This is a genomic window from Paenibacillus auburnensis, assembly GCF_927798115.1.
Classification (GTDB): domain Bacteria; phylum Bacillota; class Bacilli; order Paenibacillales; family Paenibacillaceae; genus Paenibacillus_AQ; species Paenibacillus_AQ auburnensis.
On sequence record NZ_CAKMMG010000001.1, the window covers coordinates 1,674,284 to 1,693,726 of the forward strand.

Sequence of the window (19,443 nt, forward strand, 5' to 3'; positions counted from 1 at the left end):
TCTTTGGCATGTCTTAATACAAATAGTAGTATATCATATGTGTATATACGATTCCGAATAAAATTGTGAATATATTTAAAATTTTCGATACTAATTTCTGGGTGTTTTATTACTCTTTGCCCCTTTATCGACAAAAAAGACCTGAATGATTAGTTCATTCAGGTCTTTTTTCCATTCGTTTGCAAATTCGCGAGAATATTATTATAGCAAGATATTAATTTTACTAATCATATAAACGGCAAAGTCCTGACTGTCTGTGGTAACCTCATTACCGCCGGATGCTCCGCTATATTCCGCAAGACAAAGGTATGTATTACTGCTACTAATATATCAATCATATACATCATCGTCTATATCAATCATCATTACACTTTATCAGAAAAGAAAACAGCAGGTAAACAGTTGCCTGTCCACCTGCCGCCCGTTCCTCTTATGATGTCTTATTTGCTTGGCAGACTGTAGCCCTCGCCAATCGCCGTACCATCCGCGAACCGGTAGAACTGGTAATAATACCTGTTGTCCAGCTTGTAAAAGACCTGCCATGCGTATTCACCGTTAAACACACCCGGAAGCAGCCTCTTAATTGCTGCACCCGGTAGCTGAGCGGCTATAATTGCGCGGATCTGCTTCTCCGAGGTTCCCTTAGACAGCTCTTCCGCATAAATATCGTTGGTCCCTCCAGCCGGCTTCCCGTCAAGCGTAAAACGGACCCAGACCATAAGCTTCGTCCCGGCACCGTTTTTTCCCGTAAGCACCCAGTAGATCGAGTTTGCATCCCAGACCGATTTCTGCGCTTTAGTGATCTCCGTCAGTCCGGCACGGGACTTAGCAACTTCCTTGGCTGCATTCCGCTCATTCCACTGGTCCTTCATGATATAGGCATAGAACTGCCCGAGTCCGAACAAAAGGAGCAGCACCACGCCAATCCCCAGCGGAAGCCATTTTTTCCTTTTCCTCAAAGTGCAGCTCCCTTTCCTTAAAATAACAACCTGATATTAACGTTTGAGCAGGCTTTCGAAGGTTTCCTGCGCCTTACGGCGGATTTCTTCCTCATCCAGCGTCAGGCATTTACCGTGCTTTACAACCTGCTGGCCGTTAATCCAGACATGCTCTACATCCTTGGCACTTGCCGAATATACGGCATGGGAGAGCAGGTCAGAATGCGGCAGCAAATGAGGCTGGTCAATATCAATTGCGATAAAATCAGCCTTCATGCCTGCGGCAAGACGCCCAACATTGTTCAGATAGATAGAGGCAGCGCCATATTCTGTCGCCATCAGCAGTGCTTCCGGTGCCGGTACTGCAGTAGGATCTCCGCTTACACCTTTATGGATTAACGCTGCAAGCCGCATTTCCTCGAACATATCCAGGTTGTTGTTGCTAGCCGCTCCGTCAGTTCCGAGCGAGACCTTCACTTCGGCTCTGAGCAATTCAGGCACACGGGCAACTCCGCTCGCAAGCTTCAGGTTACTGCCCGGATTATGGGATACGCCAACCTTATAACGGGCCAGAATCTCAATTTCTTCATCATTCAAATGTACGCCATGGGCAATCAGGGACGGTCTGGTGAACATACCCAGCTTCTCCAGATGGGCCACAGGGCGCAGGCCGTAATCGGCCACGTTCTGCTCCACCTCATGGCGCGTTTCGGACATATGCGTATGCATCGGCAAATCCAGATCATGGGCTGCCTGCACAAATTTCATGAAAAATTCCGGCGGACAGGTGTACGGAGCGTGAGGCGAGAGCATTGCCGTAATCCGGCCGTCCGCCTTGCCGTGCCAGTTCTGGGCGAACTCTACGGCTTCGGCAAGCTTCTGGTTCTGCACATCCTCCGGACATAGACCGATCGCACCGCGCATAAGCACAGCACGTATGCCCGACTTCTCTGTCACCTCTGCAACGCGGTCCATATGATCGTACATGTCCAGGAAGGTCGTTGTGCCGCCCTTCAGCATCTCGAGAACAGACAAGGCAGTCCCCCAGTATACATCATCTCCGGTGAATTTCGCTTCCATCGGCCACATCTTTTCCTGCAGCCAGCTCTGAAGCACCATATCATCACCATAACCACGCAGAAGCGACATCGCCGCATGGCCATGAGTATTGATCAGACCCGGCATAAACAGCAGGCGGCTGCCGTCAACGGTCAGGACACCCTCTTCAAAGGCGGGTTTGTCTTCCCCTATGTATGTGATCAGGTCATTTTCTATAGTCATATAACCGTTCAGGACGGGTTGCACCGAACCGGGTACGAGAAAGCGTCCATTTTCGATTACTGTCTTATTGCTGCTCATCCGTATGCTCTTCCTTTCCATCATGCAAATAATAGGCCAGACTCTGCAGATCGGTCGTAAAGTCGGCAGCATGAATGCGAATCGTTGGCGGGGTTTTTAAAATTACCGGCGCAAAATTCAGGATAGCTTCGATCCCCGATTCCACCAGAATATCAGCTACATTCTGCGCTTCGCTGTCCGGAACGGTGATAATACCAATCCGGATACCCTGCTCACGAATCGTCTGGCCCAGCTCTTCCATTGGCTGAACAGTCAGAGAGTTGATCTTCTGTCCCACTTTAGGCGCATAAGAATCAAAGACAGCCGTAATTTTCATTGTATCCTTCAGATAGGCGTTATAGTTGGACAAGGCGTGACCGAGGTTACCGGCACCGACCAGAGCCACGTTGATTTGCTGGTCAAGCTTGAGGATATGGCGGATTTTCTCGATCAGGTAGGATACATCATATCCAATGCCCTTTCTGCCAAAATCACCGAAATAGGCCAGATCCTTGCGGATCTGAGCCGGGTTGAGATCCAGCTTCTGCCCCAGCTCCTGAGAGGAAACTGTGGCGATTTCACGTTTCTGGAGATCATTCAGAAAACGCAGGTACACGGGGAGCCTGCGAACAACAGCCTCCGATATTTTATCCGATTTCATGTTTTCTCCTCCTAAAATAAAATCACTCTGATGCGTAGCTTATGAAATCCGCAAGGCACGTTCCGGCAGCATAACCGGGAACGCGCATGCGGAGACTAGAACATTTATGATCAAACTATCAAAACAAAACTGTACAAGATAATTGCAATTTCCGGTTCCTGAAGGAGATCATTGAATGCTGGACTCATTGCCGCCTTCAAGCCATTCTTCAATTCTCGGAACCATCTGATCAGTCAGCATATGCTCCATTTTGGGACCCGGAAGAGAATACAGGAAATACTTCCCGTAATAAGCTTCGATGACCCTGGTATCATATACAATGACAATTCCCCGATCCTGGGCCGTCCGAACCAGCCGGCCAAACCCCTGCTTGAAACGGATAACCGCCTGCGGAACAGACAGTTTCATGAAAGGATTCTTCTTCTGGGCCTGTAACAGCTCGGACTTCGCCTCCGCGAGCGGATGGTTCGGCGGCTGAAACGGAAGTCTGACGATCGCCAGGCAAGTCAGTGCCTCTCCGGGTATATCCACACCTTCCCAGAAGCTGCTGGTCCCGAGCAGCACCGAAGCCGAGCTGTCCTGGAACCGCCGGATCAGCTTGCTGCGGCTGCCTCCCTCCACGCCTTGGCCAAGGACCGTAATATCCTCAGATGCCAGTGCTTCCTTAAGCGGGTCATACACCTGACGCAGCATCTTATACGAGGTGAACAGCACAAGCATGCGGCCTTTGGTTGCGACCGCCGTTTCCGCCAGTGAATGCACCAGCTTATCCACAAAGCGGGCATCACCCACGCTGCCTTTGACGCTGGGGAAATCACGCGGAATAACAAGCAGCGCCTGTTCGCGGTATTTGAACGGCGAAGGCAGCAGTGCTGTCATAAGACGATCCTGTTCGGCGGCCTCGCTAAGCCCCAGATTATCGATCATGAACTGGAAGGATTTATCAACAGAAAGTGTCGCTGATGTCAGCACAATACTCTTCTTCTTGTCGAAGAACAGCTCCTTGAGCTGTGTACTGACATCGACCGGAACAGCATACAGCTGCAGCGATTTGCCGCGGTAGTTGCCGCTCCCCTCCATCCAATAAACGATATTCTCATCATTTAAACCCATGAAGAAACGGATCTGTTCACGGATTGAGGCTAAATCCTTAAACAAGCCGCCAATATCCGTCACCAGACTGTCCGACGAGGACTGGCTTTCAGTATCACGCATCTCGCTGAGCATTTTGTCGCCTCTGCGGATAATATCGCTAAGGCTTAAATTCAGCGTATTTTCTAATGTAGCCAGCTCTTCCCAGTCCTTCGGCTTCTTACCGGGATGAAGGCGTGTCACCAGCTGCCCGGCCTCACCCGCCGCTGCGTCACTTCGTTCGGGCAGGAGGCCAAACAGCTTGTCGCTGAGCGCATCCCAGGTTTCCTTAACCGTCAACAGGTCCGGATAGATCCTGTCGATCACACCGCTCCACTCGGAAGCCTCTTCGCTGCCGGAGGATTGCAGGGTCTGGCGCAACGCCGGCAGCTGTCCGTTACGACTGTCTTTGTACAGCCGCGTCAGGGTGTGGGCTACCGTGAAATACTTCATCTGCATGCCAAGATGCTTGCCGGCCACATCCTCCAGATGATGAGCTTCATCAATCACGAGATGTTCGTAAGCAGGAAGCAGCTGATGTCCGGCCTTCACATCGGCGAACAGCTTGGAATGATTGGTAATGACCACATCAGCAATACCGGCTTCATGCTTGGCCCGGTGGTAATAGCATTTACGGAACCATGGGCAGGCGCGGCCCAGACAGGAGTCAGTATCACTCGCCACAGTCTCCCAAAAGTCGCCACCACGGCCGTTCAGATTCAACTCCTCGTCATCACCTGATTGGGTCTGGGTCAGCCACACAATCATTTGTGCCGCAGTGAGGGCTTCTTCTCTGGGGCTTACAAAGTCTTTTTTATTAATTTTGTGTTCAAATTTGCGCAGGCATAAATAATGCCCTCTTCCCTTAAAGATCGCAGCTTTGAACGGAAACGGCACCACGCTCGTAAGCAGGGGGATGTCGCGCTCACGCAGCTGATCCTGAAGATTGATGGTATGTGTGCTGACCATTACCTTCTGGTCAGTGCGCACGCTCTGATAGATTGCCGGCAAAAGGTAGCCCAGCGATTTACCGGTACCGGTGCCCGCCTCAATCAGCAGATGCTTCTCCTCCTGAAGAGCCGTCTTCACCTCGCCGATCATAATTTCTTGGGCTTCCCGGCTTTCATATTGCGGCAAAGTATCTTTAAGGCGCTTGGTTACTTCAGCCATATAGTCTTCAAAGGATATATTCTCCAAAGGATTGCTGGAACCTTCTTCCCGCGGCGGGACAAGCTCAGTCCAGTCTCCTACAGCCAGTGCCAGCTGACGATGAAAGGTCAGCTCGCCTTCCGGCTGAAAGGTCTCCATTTCCCGTTCCCGCAGGAGGCCGTCAAAATACCATGCGAGATCACTGTCTTCTTCAGCAAACAGCTCAGTCAGCCGCTGAATAGTCAGCAGAGGCAGGCTGTATAGCTCTTCCAGACATTGAAGCAGCACCAGGGCTGTTGCCAGCGCATCACTGTCCGCCTGATGCGGACGTTCATGGGTAAGCCCGAAATGCGAGCTAACCGCTCCAAGCTGGTAGGTCGTCAGTGACGGAAAGCAAATTTTGAGAAAATCAATCGTATCGAGAATTCTTCCCTGAAACGGCAAATAGCCGCAGCGATCCAAAGCACTCTGTAAAAAATGAAAATCAAAAGCGACATTATGTCCAACAAGCACAACATCATCCAAAAGCGGGACAAGCTCCATCATCATTTCGTCCAGCTCCGGGGCATTCGCTACATCCTCATCGGTTATGCCTGTCAAGCCCGTAATAAAAGGTGGAATCGGCGTTCCGGGCTTGACATAGGAACCATACACCCGGGAGATGGACCGGTCTTCTTCTATAATGGCAAGGCCAACCTGGATGATCTCACCCACGGATTGGGTTCCCGTAGTTTCAAAATCAAGCACGGCAAATTTCATTATAAGTTCTATTCCCTTTCACTTGAGACTCCTTATCAGCATAACAGAAGTTACGTAAAAAGGCGATGCAAGCCGCTTGTTCAAGTGGGTGCATCGCCTAAATGAATGGCTATAATTACAACAGCGAAACAAGCTGATTCCCAAAATGAAGCTTCCCGCCCCGTTTGCGGCAAACCTCCAGATTGACACTCGGCTCCGGCAAAGCGGGATCATGCAGTAAAGAAAGACTGAACAATTCACTTGCTTCCTTGAAGCGCTCCTGTGAGGCTCTGATGCAGCCCAGAGCATTATAGATCATTGCCTTGAGCTTGCTCTCGCGGATCAGCGCCAGCATATGGTTCAGATGGCCCCAGGCCGTCTCTCCGTCACCTTCCTGCAAGTAGGCCATAGCCAGATACAGGCGGGCGGCCAGACTGTCCGGATGCTGCTGAATCACTTCTTTGAACTGCTCAATACATTTGCCGTACATCAGCAGCTTATAATACCCCTGTCCCCTGACAAAAGAGTCCATGGCAAGCTCAGGAGCTTCCTGCTGCACCGCTTCCTCCGGCTGAACCGGAAAATCAGAATGCTCCCGGAATTGGCTCAATTTCTCGGCAAAGGCCAGCCATTCATCCATCACTTCATCGCTAAGCCTGTGAAGCATATTGTACTTGCATAACAGATCATTCCGGCGCGCCCCTTCCGCAGAAGGATAGTCCGTGACAATCTCCTGGAGCATCTTGTTCATCTCAGCAAATAAATGTTGAAACATCGGGACATCCCCCTTTACTGAAAATGAAATCAGCCTAAGCTTGCCTGCCTTCATTTTTCGCAAAGTACGGGTACTTCATCCCTGCCATTGATTACATGGCTCAAAAACAGCTGCTTAAGCGATGGTTGCGTGCACTTCATGATCTACCAGCTTCACCGGCTTGTTGTCGGCATCCACAAAAACTACAGTCGGCTTATGTCCGGCCAGCTCCTCGGATGACAGCATGGCGTAGGAAATAATAATGACCGTATCTCCGGGCTGCACTAGGCGGGCGGCCGCCCCGTTGAGACAAATCACTCCGCTGCCCCGCGGTCCCGGAATGACGTAGGTTTCCAGACGCGAGCCGTTGTTGTTGTCCACAATTTGCACTTTTTCGTTTTCAAGCAGATCGGCGGCCTCCATCAGGTCCTCATCAATGGTTATGCTGCCCACATAATTCAGATTAGCTTCTGTCACCGTGGCACGGTGAATTTTGGATTTCATCATATGTCTAAACAAGAGCGTGAGCCTCCTTCGGGATAAATACATTATTATCAATCAGGCGGGTTCTGCCGAACTTCACGGCCAGTGCCATGATGATTTCGCCGTCAGCATCCGTTAAGAGTGAGCTTCCATCCAGAGTCTCCAGTTCAGGGAAAGTCAGAATTTCCGCATAATCGATCACTGCAAGCGGAGAAGAGGAAATCACCGAAACGAGCAGGTTCCGCGCGTCGTCTACGGTACGGACTTTGCCTTCCTCCATGGCTTGGCGTACGCTCTGGAGTGAGCGGGATAGCACTAGTGCCTGACTGCGTTCTTGCGCCGACAGGTAGACGTTACGCGAGCTGAGCGCGAGACCGTCATTCTCCCGGACAATCGGACAGGCGATAATTTCCACATTCATGTTCAGGTCAGAAACCATCCGGCGCAGTACAGCCACCTGCTGGGCATCTTTAAGACCGAAGAAAGCATAGTCCGGCTGCACGATGTTAAACAGCTTGCTGACCACAGTGGTCACACCGTCGAAATGTCCAGGACGGGAAGCACCGCAAAGCTGGGTAGTTAGCGAGGATACCGATACTTTCGTGCGGATCGGCTGCGGATACATCTCTTCCACACTTGGAATAAATACAATATCTGCGCCTTCGCGTTCCGCAAGCTCCAAATCCCGGACTTCATCGCGGGGGTATGAAGCAAAATCCTCATTGGGCCCGAACTGCAGCGGATTGACAAAAATGCTCATTACGACCGTGCTGCTCATTTCTCCTGCCCGCCGCAGCAGACTGGCATGTCCTTCATGAAGATATCCCATTGTTGGCACAAAACCGATGGGAGTATGCCCTCCTTGACGCATATATTCAAGCGCTTCACGCAATTGTGCTACTGTTCTGACTACTCTCATCTTATTTCGCTCCTTTTCCGGAAGCACCGTATAAAGATTCCAATACATGCTCATCCGCATTAAAAATATGATTCTCAGAAGGGAAGGAACGCTCCTTCACTTCCTTAACATAGTTGCTGATTCCTTCACGGATTACGCTGCCCACATCGGCATAGGTTTTGACGAACCGTTTCTCCCGGTAGGGTGAGGCATAACGGAGTATATCATGGAATACCAGCACCTGACCGTCGCAATACCGGCCTGCACCGATGCCGATCGTCGGAATGCTGAGCGCCTTCGTAATGGCCTCCGCCACCTCTTCGGTTACCAGTTCCAGCACAATCCCGAACGCCCCGGCTGCTTCAAGCGCTTTGGCCTCGTTTATCAGCCTCCGGGCATCCTCTGGATCTTTCCCTTGAATCCGGTAGCCGCCGATCATGTTGACAGACTGTGGAGTAAGACCGATATGTCCAAGCACAGGCACACCGGCTTTCACCACAGCAGAGACAGTATCACAGATTTCCAGCCCGCCTTCCATCTTGACGGCTTGAGCCCGGCCCTCCTGCATCAGCCGGCGCACACCGCGCAGAGTCTCATCAACGCTGCCGTGGTAAGTCATAAAAGGCATATCCGTTACTATAAAGGTATCCGGTGCCCCCCGGACGACTGATCGTGTATGGTACACCATATCGTCAATCGTTACCGGCAGGGTAGTATCGTAGCCAAGGACCACATTCCCCAAAGAATCTCCGACCAGGATCAGATCAATCCCTGCCTCTTCAGCTAAACGTGCCGACGGATAGTCATAAGCGGTCAGCATGCTCAAGGGCACACCGTCCGTTTTCATTTTTTTCATTTTCACAATATTAGTAGCATGTTTTTCAGCCATTCGCTCCCGTTCCCCTTTTCGCAGTTAAATTACGCGTAAACGCGCAAACAAAAAAACCCTTTAGCATAGTCCGCTAAAAAGGTCCGATGGGCAAAAAAGAGTCACTCGCGATCGTCCCTTCTGTCTCGGTCCTTACGGCTCAGAGCAGAATCCAACGTAACCGTGTAGTACAGTTATGAAGGTGTATCCCAATAGCAATTTCTGAAGTAACAAAAAATTCCCGGAGTACAGTTCGTCAGAACGATACCGTCTCTGTCCATAGTATAGCAAATTCAGCCGTCAATTACACCAAAAAAATGTGACAAGGGATGGAACCCTTGTCACTCAGATCATTTCTATTTCACCGGACAATATACTGATGATCTTCCCGGAGGCGTCCTGCAGCAGTAAACCGCCGTTCTCATCAAGACCCATTGCAGTTCCTTCGCAACGCCCCTGAGGCGTGCTGAACGAGATTTGGCGGCCCAGCGTCACCGACATGGCTTCCCAGAAATCCTTAACCGGCTTAAAGCCCTGCTCTATGTAAAGCGTATATAAATATTCCAGCTCTGTCAGCACAGCTTCTGTAAGCCGGGTACGGTCAACAGGAATCCCCCCGCCTTCGATCAGCAGCGAGGTACCGACTCCCTGCAGGTAGTCTGGATAATCTTCTTCGGTCAGGTTAGCAGAAATACCGATGCCCGCGATAGCATAATGCAAACCGCCTTCCCTTAGAGAGGATTCCAGTAAAATCCCGCAGATTTTGCGCCCGCCGGCCAGCAAATCGTTCGGCCATTTGATCCCGGCCGGCACACCTGTAACCTCACGGATAGCCCTGCACACTGCTACTCCGGCAAGCAGCGTAAGCTGCGGAGTCAGGGACAGCGGCAGGTCAGGGCGAAGCACGACGCTCATCCAGATGCCTTTTCCGGCTGGGGAGTGCCATTTCCTGCCCATCCGCCCGCGGCCGCCAGTCTGTTCTTCCGCCCGGACCGCTGTTCCTTCCGGCGCCCCTTTCTCGGCTAGCTTCTTCGCTTCCTCCTGGGTAGACGCCACCGTCTCCAGCAGTTGAATATTGTCTTTCCAGCTGGAAACGAAATGATCACGGTTCAGCCGTGTCAGGTGCCGGGTGTCATCGCTTTTCATTTGAATCCATCCTTTTTTGCTTCCTGCAGCAGTAATTGATTGTCGTTAGGAATATCTCCGGCTGCGGCAGAATGCAGCAGCCTCTGCAGCAGCTCCCCCAGCCACGGCCCGGGACGTTTGTCCAGGGCTGCAGACAGCTCTTTTCCCGTAACTGCCAGCTCCGCCAGCGAGCTGAGCGGCATACCTGCCATCCAGGAGCGCAGGCGGCTAGGCGGGATGTGTAGCGGCGCAGCCGAAGCATGTGCGTCCCCAGCGGAAATATTCTGCCGCAGAGGTATGGAAGCCGGGGCCGGCTGCCGGAAAGGCATAGCGGGCTCACCGGCAGTGCCCGCGCCGGACTGGCTGCCCGGCGGCTGCGCGCCGCCCAGCGTAACGCAGGCGGCCTGCGGCACCGCCTCCAGCAGCGTCAGCCACCCTTCGGCGGCTTCCGTGCCGCAGGCGAGCACAGCGGCGATCCAGCGCCGCCGCAGTGCCTCCTCCGCGCCGGATCCCCCCGGCGCAGAGGCCAGTGCCGCGTCCCATGCTTCGCGGACGCGCAGCACCCGGGCGACGGCGCTGCGCGTCGCCCCCGGGAACGTCCATGCCCGCAGCAGCTCATCGGCCGAAACGGCCGACTGCCCCAGGGCATGGAGCAGCAGCGCCCACCGCAGGCGGGCGCTCTGCAGTTCCCCGATCCCGGGCAGGATGGCGGCGGCTGCCGCCAGATCGGTGCCGGTCCAGGGGAACGGGGCTTTGCCGCGCGGCAGCAGGCCGCTGCGCGCGAGCAAGCCGAGGCCGCGCCAGGGATGCGGCCCCTCGATGATGCGCTCCGTCTCACTGCGGACGCGCTCCACGGCAATATGCGCCAGCTTATCCCGCTGGCGCAGCAGCCCCCGCCAAGTGTTCTTGGCGATGGCAAAGTCCAGCACCGACGCGAAGCGGATGCAGCGCAGCATGCGCAGCGCGTCCTCGTCGAAGCGTTCCTCCGCTTGGCCTACGCAGCGGATCAGCCGGGCGCTTAAATCACGCGCCCCCCCAAAAGGGTCCACCAGCACACCGTCAAGACCGCAGCAGATGGCATTGATTGTGAAATCACGCCGCCGCAGATCCTCTTTAACATCGCTTACAAAAAAGACGTGCTCCGGACGGCGGTGATCGGCATAGCCGCTTTCCGTCCGGTACGTCGTCACTTCAAAGCTGTAGCCATCCTGCAATACCGTAACCGTGCCGTGCGCTAGTCCCGTAGGGATACAGCGGGTGAACATGGCCATAACCTCCTCCGGCAGCGCAGAGGTCGTCAGATCCATATCATGCACCGGCCGGCCCAGAAGCTCATCACGGATGCAGCCCCCGACATAATAGGCTTCACGGCCGCTCTGAAGCAGGCTTGCTATCACCTTGCCGGCTGCTTCCGCCATACCGGATGGTGCCATTGTCCATTCCATGAAGCTCTCCTTACCCCCGGATGGTATCCATTCCGAGCACCCTGCGCCCTAGCACACGGTAGTAAATATCCTCATACTGATTTGTGATGCTGTCCCGGCTGAAATCATTGCATGATCTCTCTAGACACGCCTTTCTGAACTGTTCTGTCATCCCCTCGTCCGACAGCAGCTTCACCGCATATTTTGCCATAGCGGTTGTGTCCCCGATCGGCGCCAGGAAGCCGGTTTTGCCGTGCTGAATCAGCTCCGGTATACCGCCAGCCTGGGAACCGATTGTCGGAACGCCGCAAGCCATCGCTTCCAGCGCTACCAGACCGAAGCTCTCCTTCTCAGAAGGCAGCAGGAGCAGATCCGCCAGGGAGATTACCTGGGCAATTTCATCCTGCTTACCCAGGAAGCGGACTTTGTGCTCCAGACCCATTTCATTGATTTTTGCCTGAATCTTAGGCAGCTCGGGACCTTCACCTACAAGCAGCAGCTTCGCAGGAATCTCCTTGCTCACCTTGGCAAAAACATCAACAACATCACTAACCCGTTTGACCGGACGGAAATTGCTGATATGCATCAGGATCTTCTCATCCGGATTGGCAAAATCGCCACGGAGATCGGTTACGTCACGCGGGTAATACACACGCTTGTCGACAAAGTTATAGGTCAGATCAATATCACGGGTAATATCCAGCACGCGCCGGGTTTCCTTGATCAGATCCTGAGAGACAGCGGTAACCGCATCACTCTCATTAATGCCGAGGCGGATCAGGTCCTTAAGCGATTCATCCTGGCCCAGTACTGTAATATCCGTCCCGTGCAGGGTTGTGACTACCTTGATATCATTGCCGAGCATCTGCTTGGCCAGGAAAGCACATACGGCATGCGGCACCGCATAATGAACATGTAACAAATCCAGCCCCTGCATCTTGGCTACCTGCGCCATCTTGGTGGCAAGCGCCAGATCATAAGGAGGGTAACGGAAGACATAGTAATCGTTAACCTCAACCTCGTGGTAAAATATATTCTTCTGAAACGTTCCAAGCCGGAACGGGATACTGTGTGTAATAAAATGGACTTCATGGCCCTTTTCAGCCAGAAGCTTCCCCAATTCAGTTGCCACTACCCCCGAGCCGCCCAGAGACGGATAACAGGTGATGCCTATTTTTAGCCGGTCCATAGCTCCGTCCCCTTCGTTAACTTATCTCTTACTTCAAGTAATGATATGAGTTTATTATAGTTGCATCTCAGGAGGAAATAAAGTTTGTTCCTAATAGCCCCCGCTTATGAATAGATCAACGGCATGGGGAACCTTCGCTGCGAACCCTTCAGCAAAGGGAATCAGCCTCCGCTGTCCGAGCAGCATATCCCTTGAGCGGACCCGTTCGATATAGCCCTCGTTGAGCGGTGTCGATACCACATCCTCACCCGGGGTCTTCTCGAATTGGGAACGGTAGCAGGACAACGCCTGCTCCTTCAAGCCATATTGCTGAGTCACATCTACTATAAGGTCAGTACGGCCTAAGTCATTAATAAAGTAAAAATAGAGCAGCGGTGCAGGTATGGCCGGCTTGTCCGGCATATATTTGCGCAGCTTCGAATTGAATACCGCTTCTTCCACTAGCTTACTGCAGGCAATATGATCAGGATGGCGGTCTTCCCAGTAAGGGGCAAACACAATGGCCGGGGCAAATTTCCGGATTTCTGCAGTGACTACAGCCAGATGTTCCTCTGACATATAAAGACCGCGGTCCGGTAATCCAAGATTGGTGCGTACGGATGCCCCTAGCACTTCAGCAGCCTGCTGAGCCTCCTGCTTACGGCGTTCCACGGTTCCGTTCGAGGACATTTCCGCTGCAGTCAAATCGCACAGGCCGACCTTCAGACCGGCAGCAGTATGCTTGGCAATGGTTCCCGCCATCCCGATCTCAGCATCATCTGCATGAGCCCCGAATACAAGAATGTCCAGTTTCATTATTCGTCCACACCCGGCTTGTATTTATGTACCAGCTCCCGCCATCCGAAATCGCCGCGGTCGATCGCCTTTACCAGAATTTCAGCTGTAGCGATGTTAGTCGCTACCGGAATACCGTACACATCGCACAAACGGAGCAGTGCGGTGATATCCGGCTCATGCGGCTGTGCCATTAGCGGATCACGCAGGAAAATAATCAGGTCCAGCTCATCCTGTGCCACCAGCGAACCGATCTGCTGGTCTCCGCCGAGCGGTCCAGACATGAAACGGTGAATCTTAAGCTGGGTTACATCCATAATCCGCTGGCCTGTAGTTCCCGTTGAATACAATTCCAGGCCGGTAAAAACATTCTCATAAGCGGTAACGAAATTGACCATCTCTTCTTTTTTCCGGTCATGTGCAATAAAGGCAATCTTCAACATGATGAGTTCTCCCCTGTCTATTCAATAAAATGCTCAAAGCCATAGATCAAGCCTGTGTATTCCATCACTTTCTGGATACCCATTTTGACCCCTGGCATGTAACCTGCCCGCTCGTATGAATCATGGCGGATTTTAAGCGATTGTCCAAAACCGCCGAATACTACTTCCTCCTGCGCAAATACGCCGGGAAGGCGGACACTGTGAATCCTGAAACCGTTGTAAAAGCCGCCGCGTGCACCCTCAATAATCTCCTCTTCCTGCGGATTACCCTGACGGAGCTCCTGCCGGGCTTCAGAGATCATCTCAGCCGTCTTGATCGCTGTACCTGACGGGGCATCCAGCTTCTGGTCACCATGGTACTCGATAATTTCCAGATGCGGGAAATACTTAGCCGCCTGGGCGGCAAATTTCATCAGCAGAATCGCACCAATGGAGAAGTTCGGGGCAATCAGCCCACCGATTCCCTGCTCCTGACATTGCTTGTCCAGCTCGGCAATCTGCTCCGGGGTGAACCCGGTAGTCCCTATAACCGGACGCACCCCGTATTTGATTGCAAGCGAAGTGTTGGCATAAGCGGATTGCGGAATCGTAAAATCAACAAGCACATCTCCGCGGCTTCCTGCCAAGGCAGCTTCCAGATCTGAAGTAACTGTTATCCCGCATTCCTCTAGTCCTACCATGCGGCCTGCATCTGTTTCGCCTGCGGAACGGTCTACCGCCGCTGCAAGTTCCAGTTCTTCATCCTGCAGTACCAGCTTAACAACCTCTTTACCCATTCTGCCTCCTGCTCCGGAGACAATCACTCTGATCTTGTCGCTCACCTTTATTTCCTCCTCGCTTTCACTGGTTCCATCATTAGTGGATATATTTTTGCAATGATCTTTGCAGGTCTTTCATAAGCTGCCGGAGACCGGAGTCGTCCGGGTGGAGGGCAATAACCTCTTTCATCGCGGCAATCGCCTGTACGTGCTCATTCATCCGGCTATGCGCAATCGCGAGCCAGACGTAGGCGTCGCCATACAGAGGATCAAGTGAAATCGCTTCTTTCAGGAGTGTGACTGGACGATACGGATTAAGCGTCCCTCCTGCTTCATCCTCCAGCAGACGTTTAGCCTCCTGAACAAGCTTAAGGGCCTGCAAATGCTGGAGATGCAAATGGTATTCCGGCTTGCCGCTATCCAGCTTCACCGCTGCGAGCGCATGCTCCAGCGCCTTATCCATCATACCGCTGCGCGCATAGGTAATCGAACACCGGTATCTGACCTCGGCGTCGTCCGGGCTGGCCGATATCGCAGCTTCAAAATATTGAATGGCCTCTTCAAAATCGCTGCGCAATATAGACCGGTATGCCGCATTGACATAATCGTTATGATTCATATACTCACCATCCTGACGGCTAAATCCCGTTCGTTTGGTACAGCATATGTTATAGAGGCCTAATCGGTGTTTTTAAGTGTCCACCGTCCGGCGTCACGGGTATTGAACTTGTGCATCACTTTATTATGGGCTTCCGTCAGGTCAATGCCCAGAGAATTGGCGAAGCATACGGTTATGAACAGAATATCACCCAGTTCAAGTTCAATAGAATTGTCCGCCTCGTCTGCCTTTTTAGGCTTTTCGCCGAATTGATGGTTCACTTCGCGGGCCAGTTCACCCACTTCTTCCGACATCCGGGCCAGCATAGACAACGGGCTGAAGTAACCTTCCTTAAACTGTGAGATATAAGCATCGACTTCTCGCTGTATCTCACCTAGACTTTTATCCATAATTTGTTGCTTCGCCCCCCTATAAATTCTTGCCTTCTGTTTGCCCCTATGTTATCGTAAAGACGTTTTGAAGACAAATCTTTTTTACATTTGCAGCTGTACAACATGAAAGTCATGCATGTATAAAACGCCCGTAAGAGGGCTCAGGCGAGGGATTATATGAAATCATTAAATGCAATGAATATCGGCAAAACAGTAGCGCCTATCATGCTGGGTGCGGCAATATATGCGTTCGGGCTCCTGTACTTTATCGTCCCCAATCAGCTGATGGAGGGAGGAGTAACCGGGATTACCATCCTGCTGAATTATGCTTTTGATATTCCGATCTTCCTGACTACGCTCCTGCTGAACCTCCCGCTGTTCCTGCTGGGCTGGAAAGTACTTGGTTCTCATCAGATTGTCTATACCGGTGTCGGCATTGGGGCATTGTCTTTTTTCCTGTGGGTTTTTGAACGGCTGATTGCCGCAGGCTGGCTGGTGCCCTTCAGCACCGAGCATGATTTTATTCTTGCTTCATTATATGCCGGGGTCACGCTTGGCCTTGGACTCGGTATCGTCTTCCGGTACGGCGGGACCACTGGAGGCGTTGACATCGTTGCCCGGATTCTCGGGCGCAAGTTCGGCTGGAGCATGGGTCAGATTATCTTAGCTGTCGATGTTATCATTATCGGCGCATCACTGCTCTACATACCCCGCGAAAAAATATTGTATACCCTTGTGGCCGTATTTATCTCTTCTCGTGTAATTGATTTCATCCAAGAAGGCGCTTATGCCGCCAAGGCGTTCACGATCATCAGCGACGATGCTCCACAAATCGCGGACCTGATCACTGCCGAAATGGAGCGCGGTGTGACGCTGATCCCGGCCATCGGTGCATATTCGAAGCAGGCCAAGCATATGGTGTATTGCGTTGTCTCCCGCCAGGAAATCCGCCGGCTCAGCCAATTAGTGAAGTCCGTTGATCCTACGGCATTTGTAATTATCAGCGATGTTCACGATGTCATGGGCGAAGGCTTCCGGGAATCCTGAATACATAATGGTATATTACCAGCTGAATCTTCAGTAAACTATCGGAGTTCGAATCCTATATTGCAAAAGAAGAAGGCTCTCCTTTCGTGTCACAAACACGAAAAAGGAGAGCCTTCTTGTTATACATTTAATAGAGAGTTCATTCATGTCCATCATCACCACTAGACCGGCTTCAAATCCTCCTGCTCTCCACGGTACTTGCGGTACCCGGCATAAGCCAGTGCGGAGAGGATAAAAGCTCCGGCAAGCATTCCCCAGGCTCCGTATTTCTGGGGCGACAGTGGGAGCGACAATACGGGCTCATCCCGCTCCTTGCCGAACATCACCCTAACAGCATCCTGACCGTAAGAGATAATCTCAAGCAGCCGCGAACGCTCTGGGGGCTGGGCGGATGTTGTCACTCCCGCTGCATAGGACAGCCATGAATCAAAGGCATTTACGACTTCCGGACGGCTGGAAATGACAACCGCAGGCCGGATGGTATCATATCTGCTCTGCAGCCGGGTAACGGCTGTCTTCCAGCCTTCCAGATCACCAGCCGCAGCGCTTTTCTCCATATCATTCAGATCCTCACGGAACAGCTTGTAATACTGCTGCCACATAGGCTGACGGGGATGATTCAGGCTGTTGGCAGCAAGCCGGACTCTGGCTGCCGCAGCTTCTATTTTCTCCGGAACAATCTGCGCAGCCGCAAAGGCAGCCTTAAGGTCCACAATGACCCCTGACAGTGCATTAACCCCTTCAACCGAAGTCTGACCCTCAAATGAAGAGGATACAAAGATCTTCGAGATCTCTTCGCTCTGCTGTTTTGCCTTGGCGATATCGCCTTTGAGCACATAATTATATAAAGCTTCAGCCGCTTGTTCCAGGCGCTGTGCACCGCTTCCGGTCTGCACCGGTGAACCGCTTCCGGCTGCTACTGATGCATGCCCGGTCTTATTCGCGGCTTCTCCGGGGCCATACACCCCGTAGGCCGATACTTTCCCGCCGTTCATCCAGGCAAGCAGCCAGCACAACATTAATCCTGTCAGCACAATATATCTCCTGCGCCGCATGAGACATCCCCCCTACTCTAAATGTATGGGAGAAGGACAAGAGATAGAACAGCCTGTCAGCGTCTCATCCCAGCCCGCTGCATGAGATGTGCTGCCCTGGCTTTTGACCCGAAAACCCAAGCCGCTGCCGCGCTCAATAAAGTTAGAAGGATTGTGAAGTTCTGCACTTTGAGGATATCATCATCAAGTTCCGACGGCAGCCAAGGATAAATGCCAACTGAATAATCCACCATATCGTTCGCCAGTGTCCAGAGCACTGCCAGCGGAAGCATCCGCCGGAATGAGAAGAACCGTGCATAGATCAGCGCCTCAACCGCCATACCGGTATGTGACACTACCAGCATCCAGTCCTGCCAGCTCACGGTATCCCCCTGATAGCCGCCGGCAAAAATCATACTGACCGCCCAAATTCCGTACTTCACAGAAGTGACAACGGCCAGTGCTTCGATGAGCTCCCGCACCATTGTTCCTTTAAGCCCTTTCGGGGGATATAGCATTAGAACCAGTGCAACCGTAAAGAACAGGCTTGCCGTCGGACTGTCAGGAACGAACGGAAGCAGCCATGCCGGATAGTTCTCTGCTGTAAACGCTAATTGATTGCCATACCATATGTATCCGTAAATCGTCCCAAGGAAATTCACAATAATTAGCAGCCATATGACTCCCCGGTGCTTGAACAGCTTGTCTATAACCGGCATAAACGATTTCACCCTCCACCTCATGACAGACTCTTCTCCATACAGACAAAAACCTGACCGCATATACGATCAGGCTGCGCTAATATTATTTTACTGTTCGCTTTTTTGTTTGGCAAGCCAGCCGGCAAGCGAGTCGATATCCTGTTCGGTGAGCCCTGCCCCCATGGCTGTTTCATACATCGGAGGCATCTGGCCCTGGCCTTCTTTGATAATGGTCAGTATCGCTTCCTTGTCGTGAGTATCCCCGACTCCGCGCAGCGACGGTCCGGCTCCGCCCTTCAAATCTACAGCGTGACAGGTAACACATGTAGCCTGCTTGAAGAGCGCCATTGCCGGATCATCCTTGTCCACGATCGCGATATCCTTGGCCTGCACGGCACTTGTCGTGGGCAGGCCCTTGGCCCTGTTCTCAGCCGCTTTCTCCTCACGCTGCACATCTTCCGGGATCTGGCCCGTTTCAGCCATCTCATGCTGATATTCCGTCCAGGCGGTATTGGTTAGATAGATAATTGCTACAAGCGACAGGAACATCAGCGAGGAAGCGATCGGCCGCCGGTAGAACCGCCGTTCACGGCCCGTATCCAGGAACGGGGCAAGCAGCAGAGCGCCAAATGCCACCCCGGTTACCCCGAGTGTGCCCAGAACGATATAATCACCCGAGGCATATGGCAGCTTCAAATATTGATACAGAAACAAAAAGTACCAGTCAGGAATCGGGATAACTGTAGCTCCGGCATCGGCAGGGAACCCCAGCGGTGCGGGCTCTGAAATTGTAAGTACAAGAATGCCAACCAAGACCACTACCCCAACCATCCACTCCTTCAAAAGAAAGTTTGGAATGAAGGCCTCCGATTTCCCCGGATACGCCGTATAATCAGGCGGTGTTATAAACCCGTTGCCCTTCTTGACACGGGAATCACCGACAAATACAACTTTTTCTTCAGAGCCGTTCTTGCCCTTATGTGCCATTCAAGAGTCCCTC

Annotated in this window: 20 protein-coding genes; 1 reads left to right on the forward strand and 19 read right to left on the reverse strand. The window is 52.4% G+C overall.

All coding sequences use genetic code 11. The features are described 5' to 3' along the window. Window positions 1-440: 440 nt before the first annotated feature. From L6H70_RS07745 to L6H70_RS07820, 16 genes are all read right to left on the reverse strand, one after another. A complete protein-coding gene (locus tag L6H70_RS07745) occupies window positions 441-959 on the reverse strand; it encodes a cell wall elongation regulator TseB-like domain-containing protein (RefSeq protein ID WP_236331583.1) in 519 nt (172 codons plus the stop codon). Between the two features lie 36 nt (window positions 960-995). Continuing rightward, window positions 996-2,297: an amidohydrolase gene (locus tag L6H70_RS07750; protein WP_236331585.1), complete on the reverse strand. Its 1,302-nt coding sequence runs from the start codon at window positions 2,295-2,297 to the stop codon at window positions 996-998. Beyond that, window positions 2,284-2,937, reverse strand: coding sequence for a redox-sensing transcriptional repressor Rex (locus L6H70_RS07755; RefSeq protein WP_236331587.1), 654 nt, complete (start codon window positions 2,935-2,937; stop codon window positions 2,284-2,286). Before L6H70_RS07755 ends, L6H70_RS07750 begins: the two co-directional genes overlap by 14 nt. A gap of 168 nt (window positions 2,938-3,105) precedes the next feature. Next, window positions 3,106-5,976 carry an ATP-dependent DNA helicase DinG gene (dinG, locus tag L6H70_RS07760; RefSeq protein ID WP_236331588.1) on the reverse strand — a complete coding sequence of 957 codons (2,871 nt, stop codon included), beginning with the start codon at window positions 5,974-5,976 and terminating at the stop codon, window positions 3,106-3,108. A gap of 115 nt (window positions 5,977-6,091) precedes the next feature. Beyond that, window positions 6,092-6,730: a tetratricopeptide repeat protein gene (locus tag L6H70_RS07765; protein ID WP_236331591.1), complete on the reverse strand. Its 639-nt coding sequence runs from the start codon at window positions 6,728-6,730 to the stop codon at window positions 6,092-6,094. Between the two features lie 114 nt (window positions 6,731-6,844). Continuing rightward, window positions 6,845-7,228, reverse strand: coding sequence for an aspartate 1-decarboxylase (gene panD / locus L6H70_RS07770; protein WP_236331593.1), 384 nt, complete (start codon window positions 7,226-7,228; stop codon window positions 6,845-6,847). Continuing rightward, window positions 7,221-8,063, reverse strand: coding sequence for a pantoate--beta-alanine ligase (gene panC / locus L6H70_RS07775; protein WP_423802810.1), 843 nt, complete (start codon window positions 8,061-8,063; stop codon window positions 7,221-7,223). Before panC ends, panD begins: the two co-directional genes overlap by 8 nt. 49 nt (window positions 8,064-8,112) lie before the next feature. Continuing rightward, window positions 8,113-8,979: a 3-methyl-2-oxobutanoate hydroxymethyltransferase gene (gene panB, locus L6H70_RS07780; RefSeq protein WP_236331597.1), complete on the reverse strand. Its 867-nt coding sequence runs from the start codon at window positions 8,977-8,979 to the stop codon at window positions 8,113-8,115. Between the two features lie 324 nt (window positions 8,980-9,303). Continuing rightward, the gene (locus tag L6H70_RS07785; protein WP_236331599.1) at window positions 9,304-10,104 is read right to left on the reverse strand and encodes a biotin--[acetyl-CoA-carboxylase] ligase; all 801 of its coding nucleotides are present in this window, start codon (window positions 10,102-10,104) and stop codon (window positions 9,304-9,306) included. Continuing rightward, window positions 10,101-11,528 (reverse strand): CCA tRNA nucleotidyltransferase, encoded by a 1,428-nt coding sequence (locus L6H70_RS07790; protein ID WP_236331601.1) that lies wholly within the window; start codon window positions 11,526-11,528, stop codon window positions 10,101-10,103. The genes L6H70_RS07785 and L6H70_RS07790 overlap by 4 nt, the downstream gene beginning before the upstream one ends. 10 nt (window positions 11,529-11,538) lie before the next feature. Then, window positions 11,539-12,696 carry an N-acetyl-alpha-D-glucosaminyl L-malate synthase BshA gene (bshA, locus tag L6H70_RS07795; RefSeq protein WP_236331603.1) on the reverse strand — a complete coding sequence of 386 codons (1,158 nt, stop codon included), beginning with the start codon at window positions 12,694-12,696 and terminating at the stop codon, window positions 11,539-11,541. A 90-nt stretch (window positions 12,697-12,786) separates the two neighbouring features. Continuing rightward, window positions 12,787-13,491, reverse strand: a complete 705-nt coding sequence (bshB1, locus tag L6H70_RS07800; RefSeq protein ID WP_236331605.1) for a bacillithiol biosynthesis deacetylase BshB1 — start codon at window positions 13,489-13,491, stop codon at window positions 12,787-12,789. Continuing rightward, entirely contained in the window at window positions 13,491-13,913 is a 423-nt protein-coding gene (gene mgsA / locus L6H70_RS07805; RefSeq protein ID WP_054941333.1) for a methylglyoxal synthase, read from the reverse strand. Before mgsA ends, bshB1 begins: the two co-directional genes overlap by 1 nt. 17 nt (window positions 13,914-13,930) lie before the next feature. Beyond that, the gene (dapB, locus tag L6H70_RS07810) at window positions 13,931-14,734 is read right to left on the reverse strand and encodes a 4-hydroxy-tetrahydrodipicolinate reductase (protein WP_236331607.1); all 804 of its coding nucleotides are present in this window, start codon (window positions 14,732-14,734) and stop codon (window positions 13,931-13,933) included. Window positions 14,735-14,768: 34 nt separating this feature from the next. Further along, window positions 14,769-15,290, reverse strand: coding sequence for a tetratricopeptide repeat protein (locus L6H70_RS07815; protein ID WP_206100820.1), 522 nt, complete (start codon window positions 15,288-15,290; stop codon window positions 14,769-14,771). Window positions 15,291-15,349: 59 nt separating this feature from the next. Continuing rightward, entirely contained in the window at window positions 15,350-15,679 is a 330-nt protein-coding gene (locus L6H70_RS07820) for a nucleotide pyrophosphohydrolase (RefSeq protein WP_054941336.1), read from the reverse strand. 159 nt (window positions 15,680-15,838) lie between these two features. Between L6H70_RS07820 and L6H70_RS07825 the strand changes: the two genes are divergently transcribed. After that, window positions 15,839-16,708, forward strand: coding sequence for a YitT family protein (locus tag L6H70_RS07825; protein WP_236331609.1), 870 nt, complete (start codon window positions 15,839-15,841; stop codon window positions 16,706-16,708). A gap of 161 nt (window positions 16,709-16,869) precedes the next feature. Here L6H70_RS07825 and L6H70_RS07830 read toward each other — a convergent pair whose 3' ends face one another. The 3 genes from L6H70_RS07830 to L6H70_RS07840 form a co-directional block, all read right to left on the reverse strand. Beyond that, window positions 16,870-17,763, reverse strand: a complete 894-nt coding sequence (locus L6H70_RS07830) for a sporulation protein YpjB (protein WP_236331611.1) — start codon at window positions 17,761-17,763, stop codon at window positions 16,870-16,872. A gap of 56 nt (window positions 17,764-17,819) precedes the next feature. Next, a complete protein-coding gene (locus L6H70_RS07835; RefSeq protein ID WP_423802778.1) occupies window positions 17,820-18,485 on the reverse strand; it encodes a DUF1405 domain-containing protein in 666 nt (221 codons plus the stop codon). A 66-nt stretch (window positions 18,486-18,551) separates the two neighbouring features. Next, entirely contained in the window at window positions 18,552-19,430 is an 879-nt protein-coding gene (locus L6H70_RS07840; protein ID WP_236331613.1) for a menaquinol-cytochrome c reductase cytochrome b/c subunit, read from the reverse strand. Window positions 19,431-19,443 lie beyond the last annotated feature (13 nt).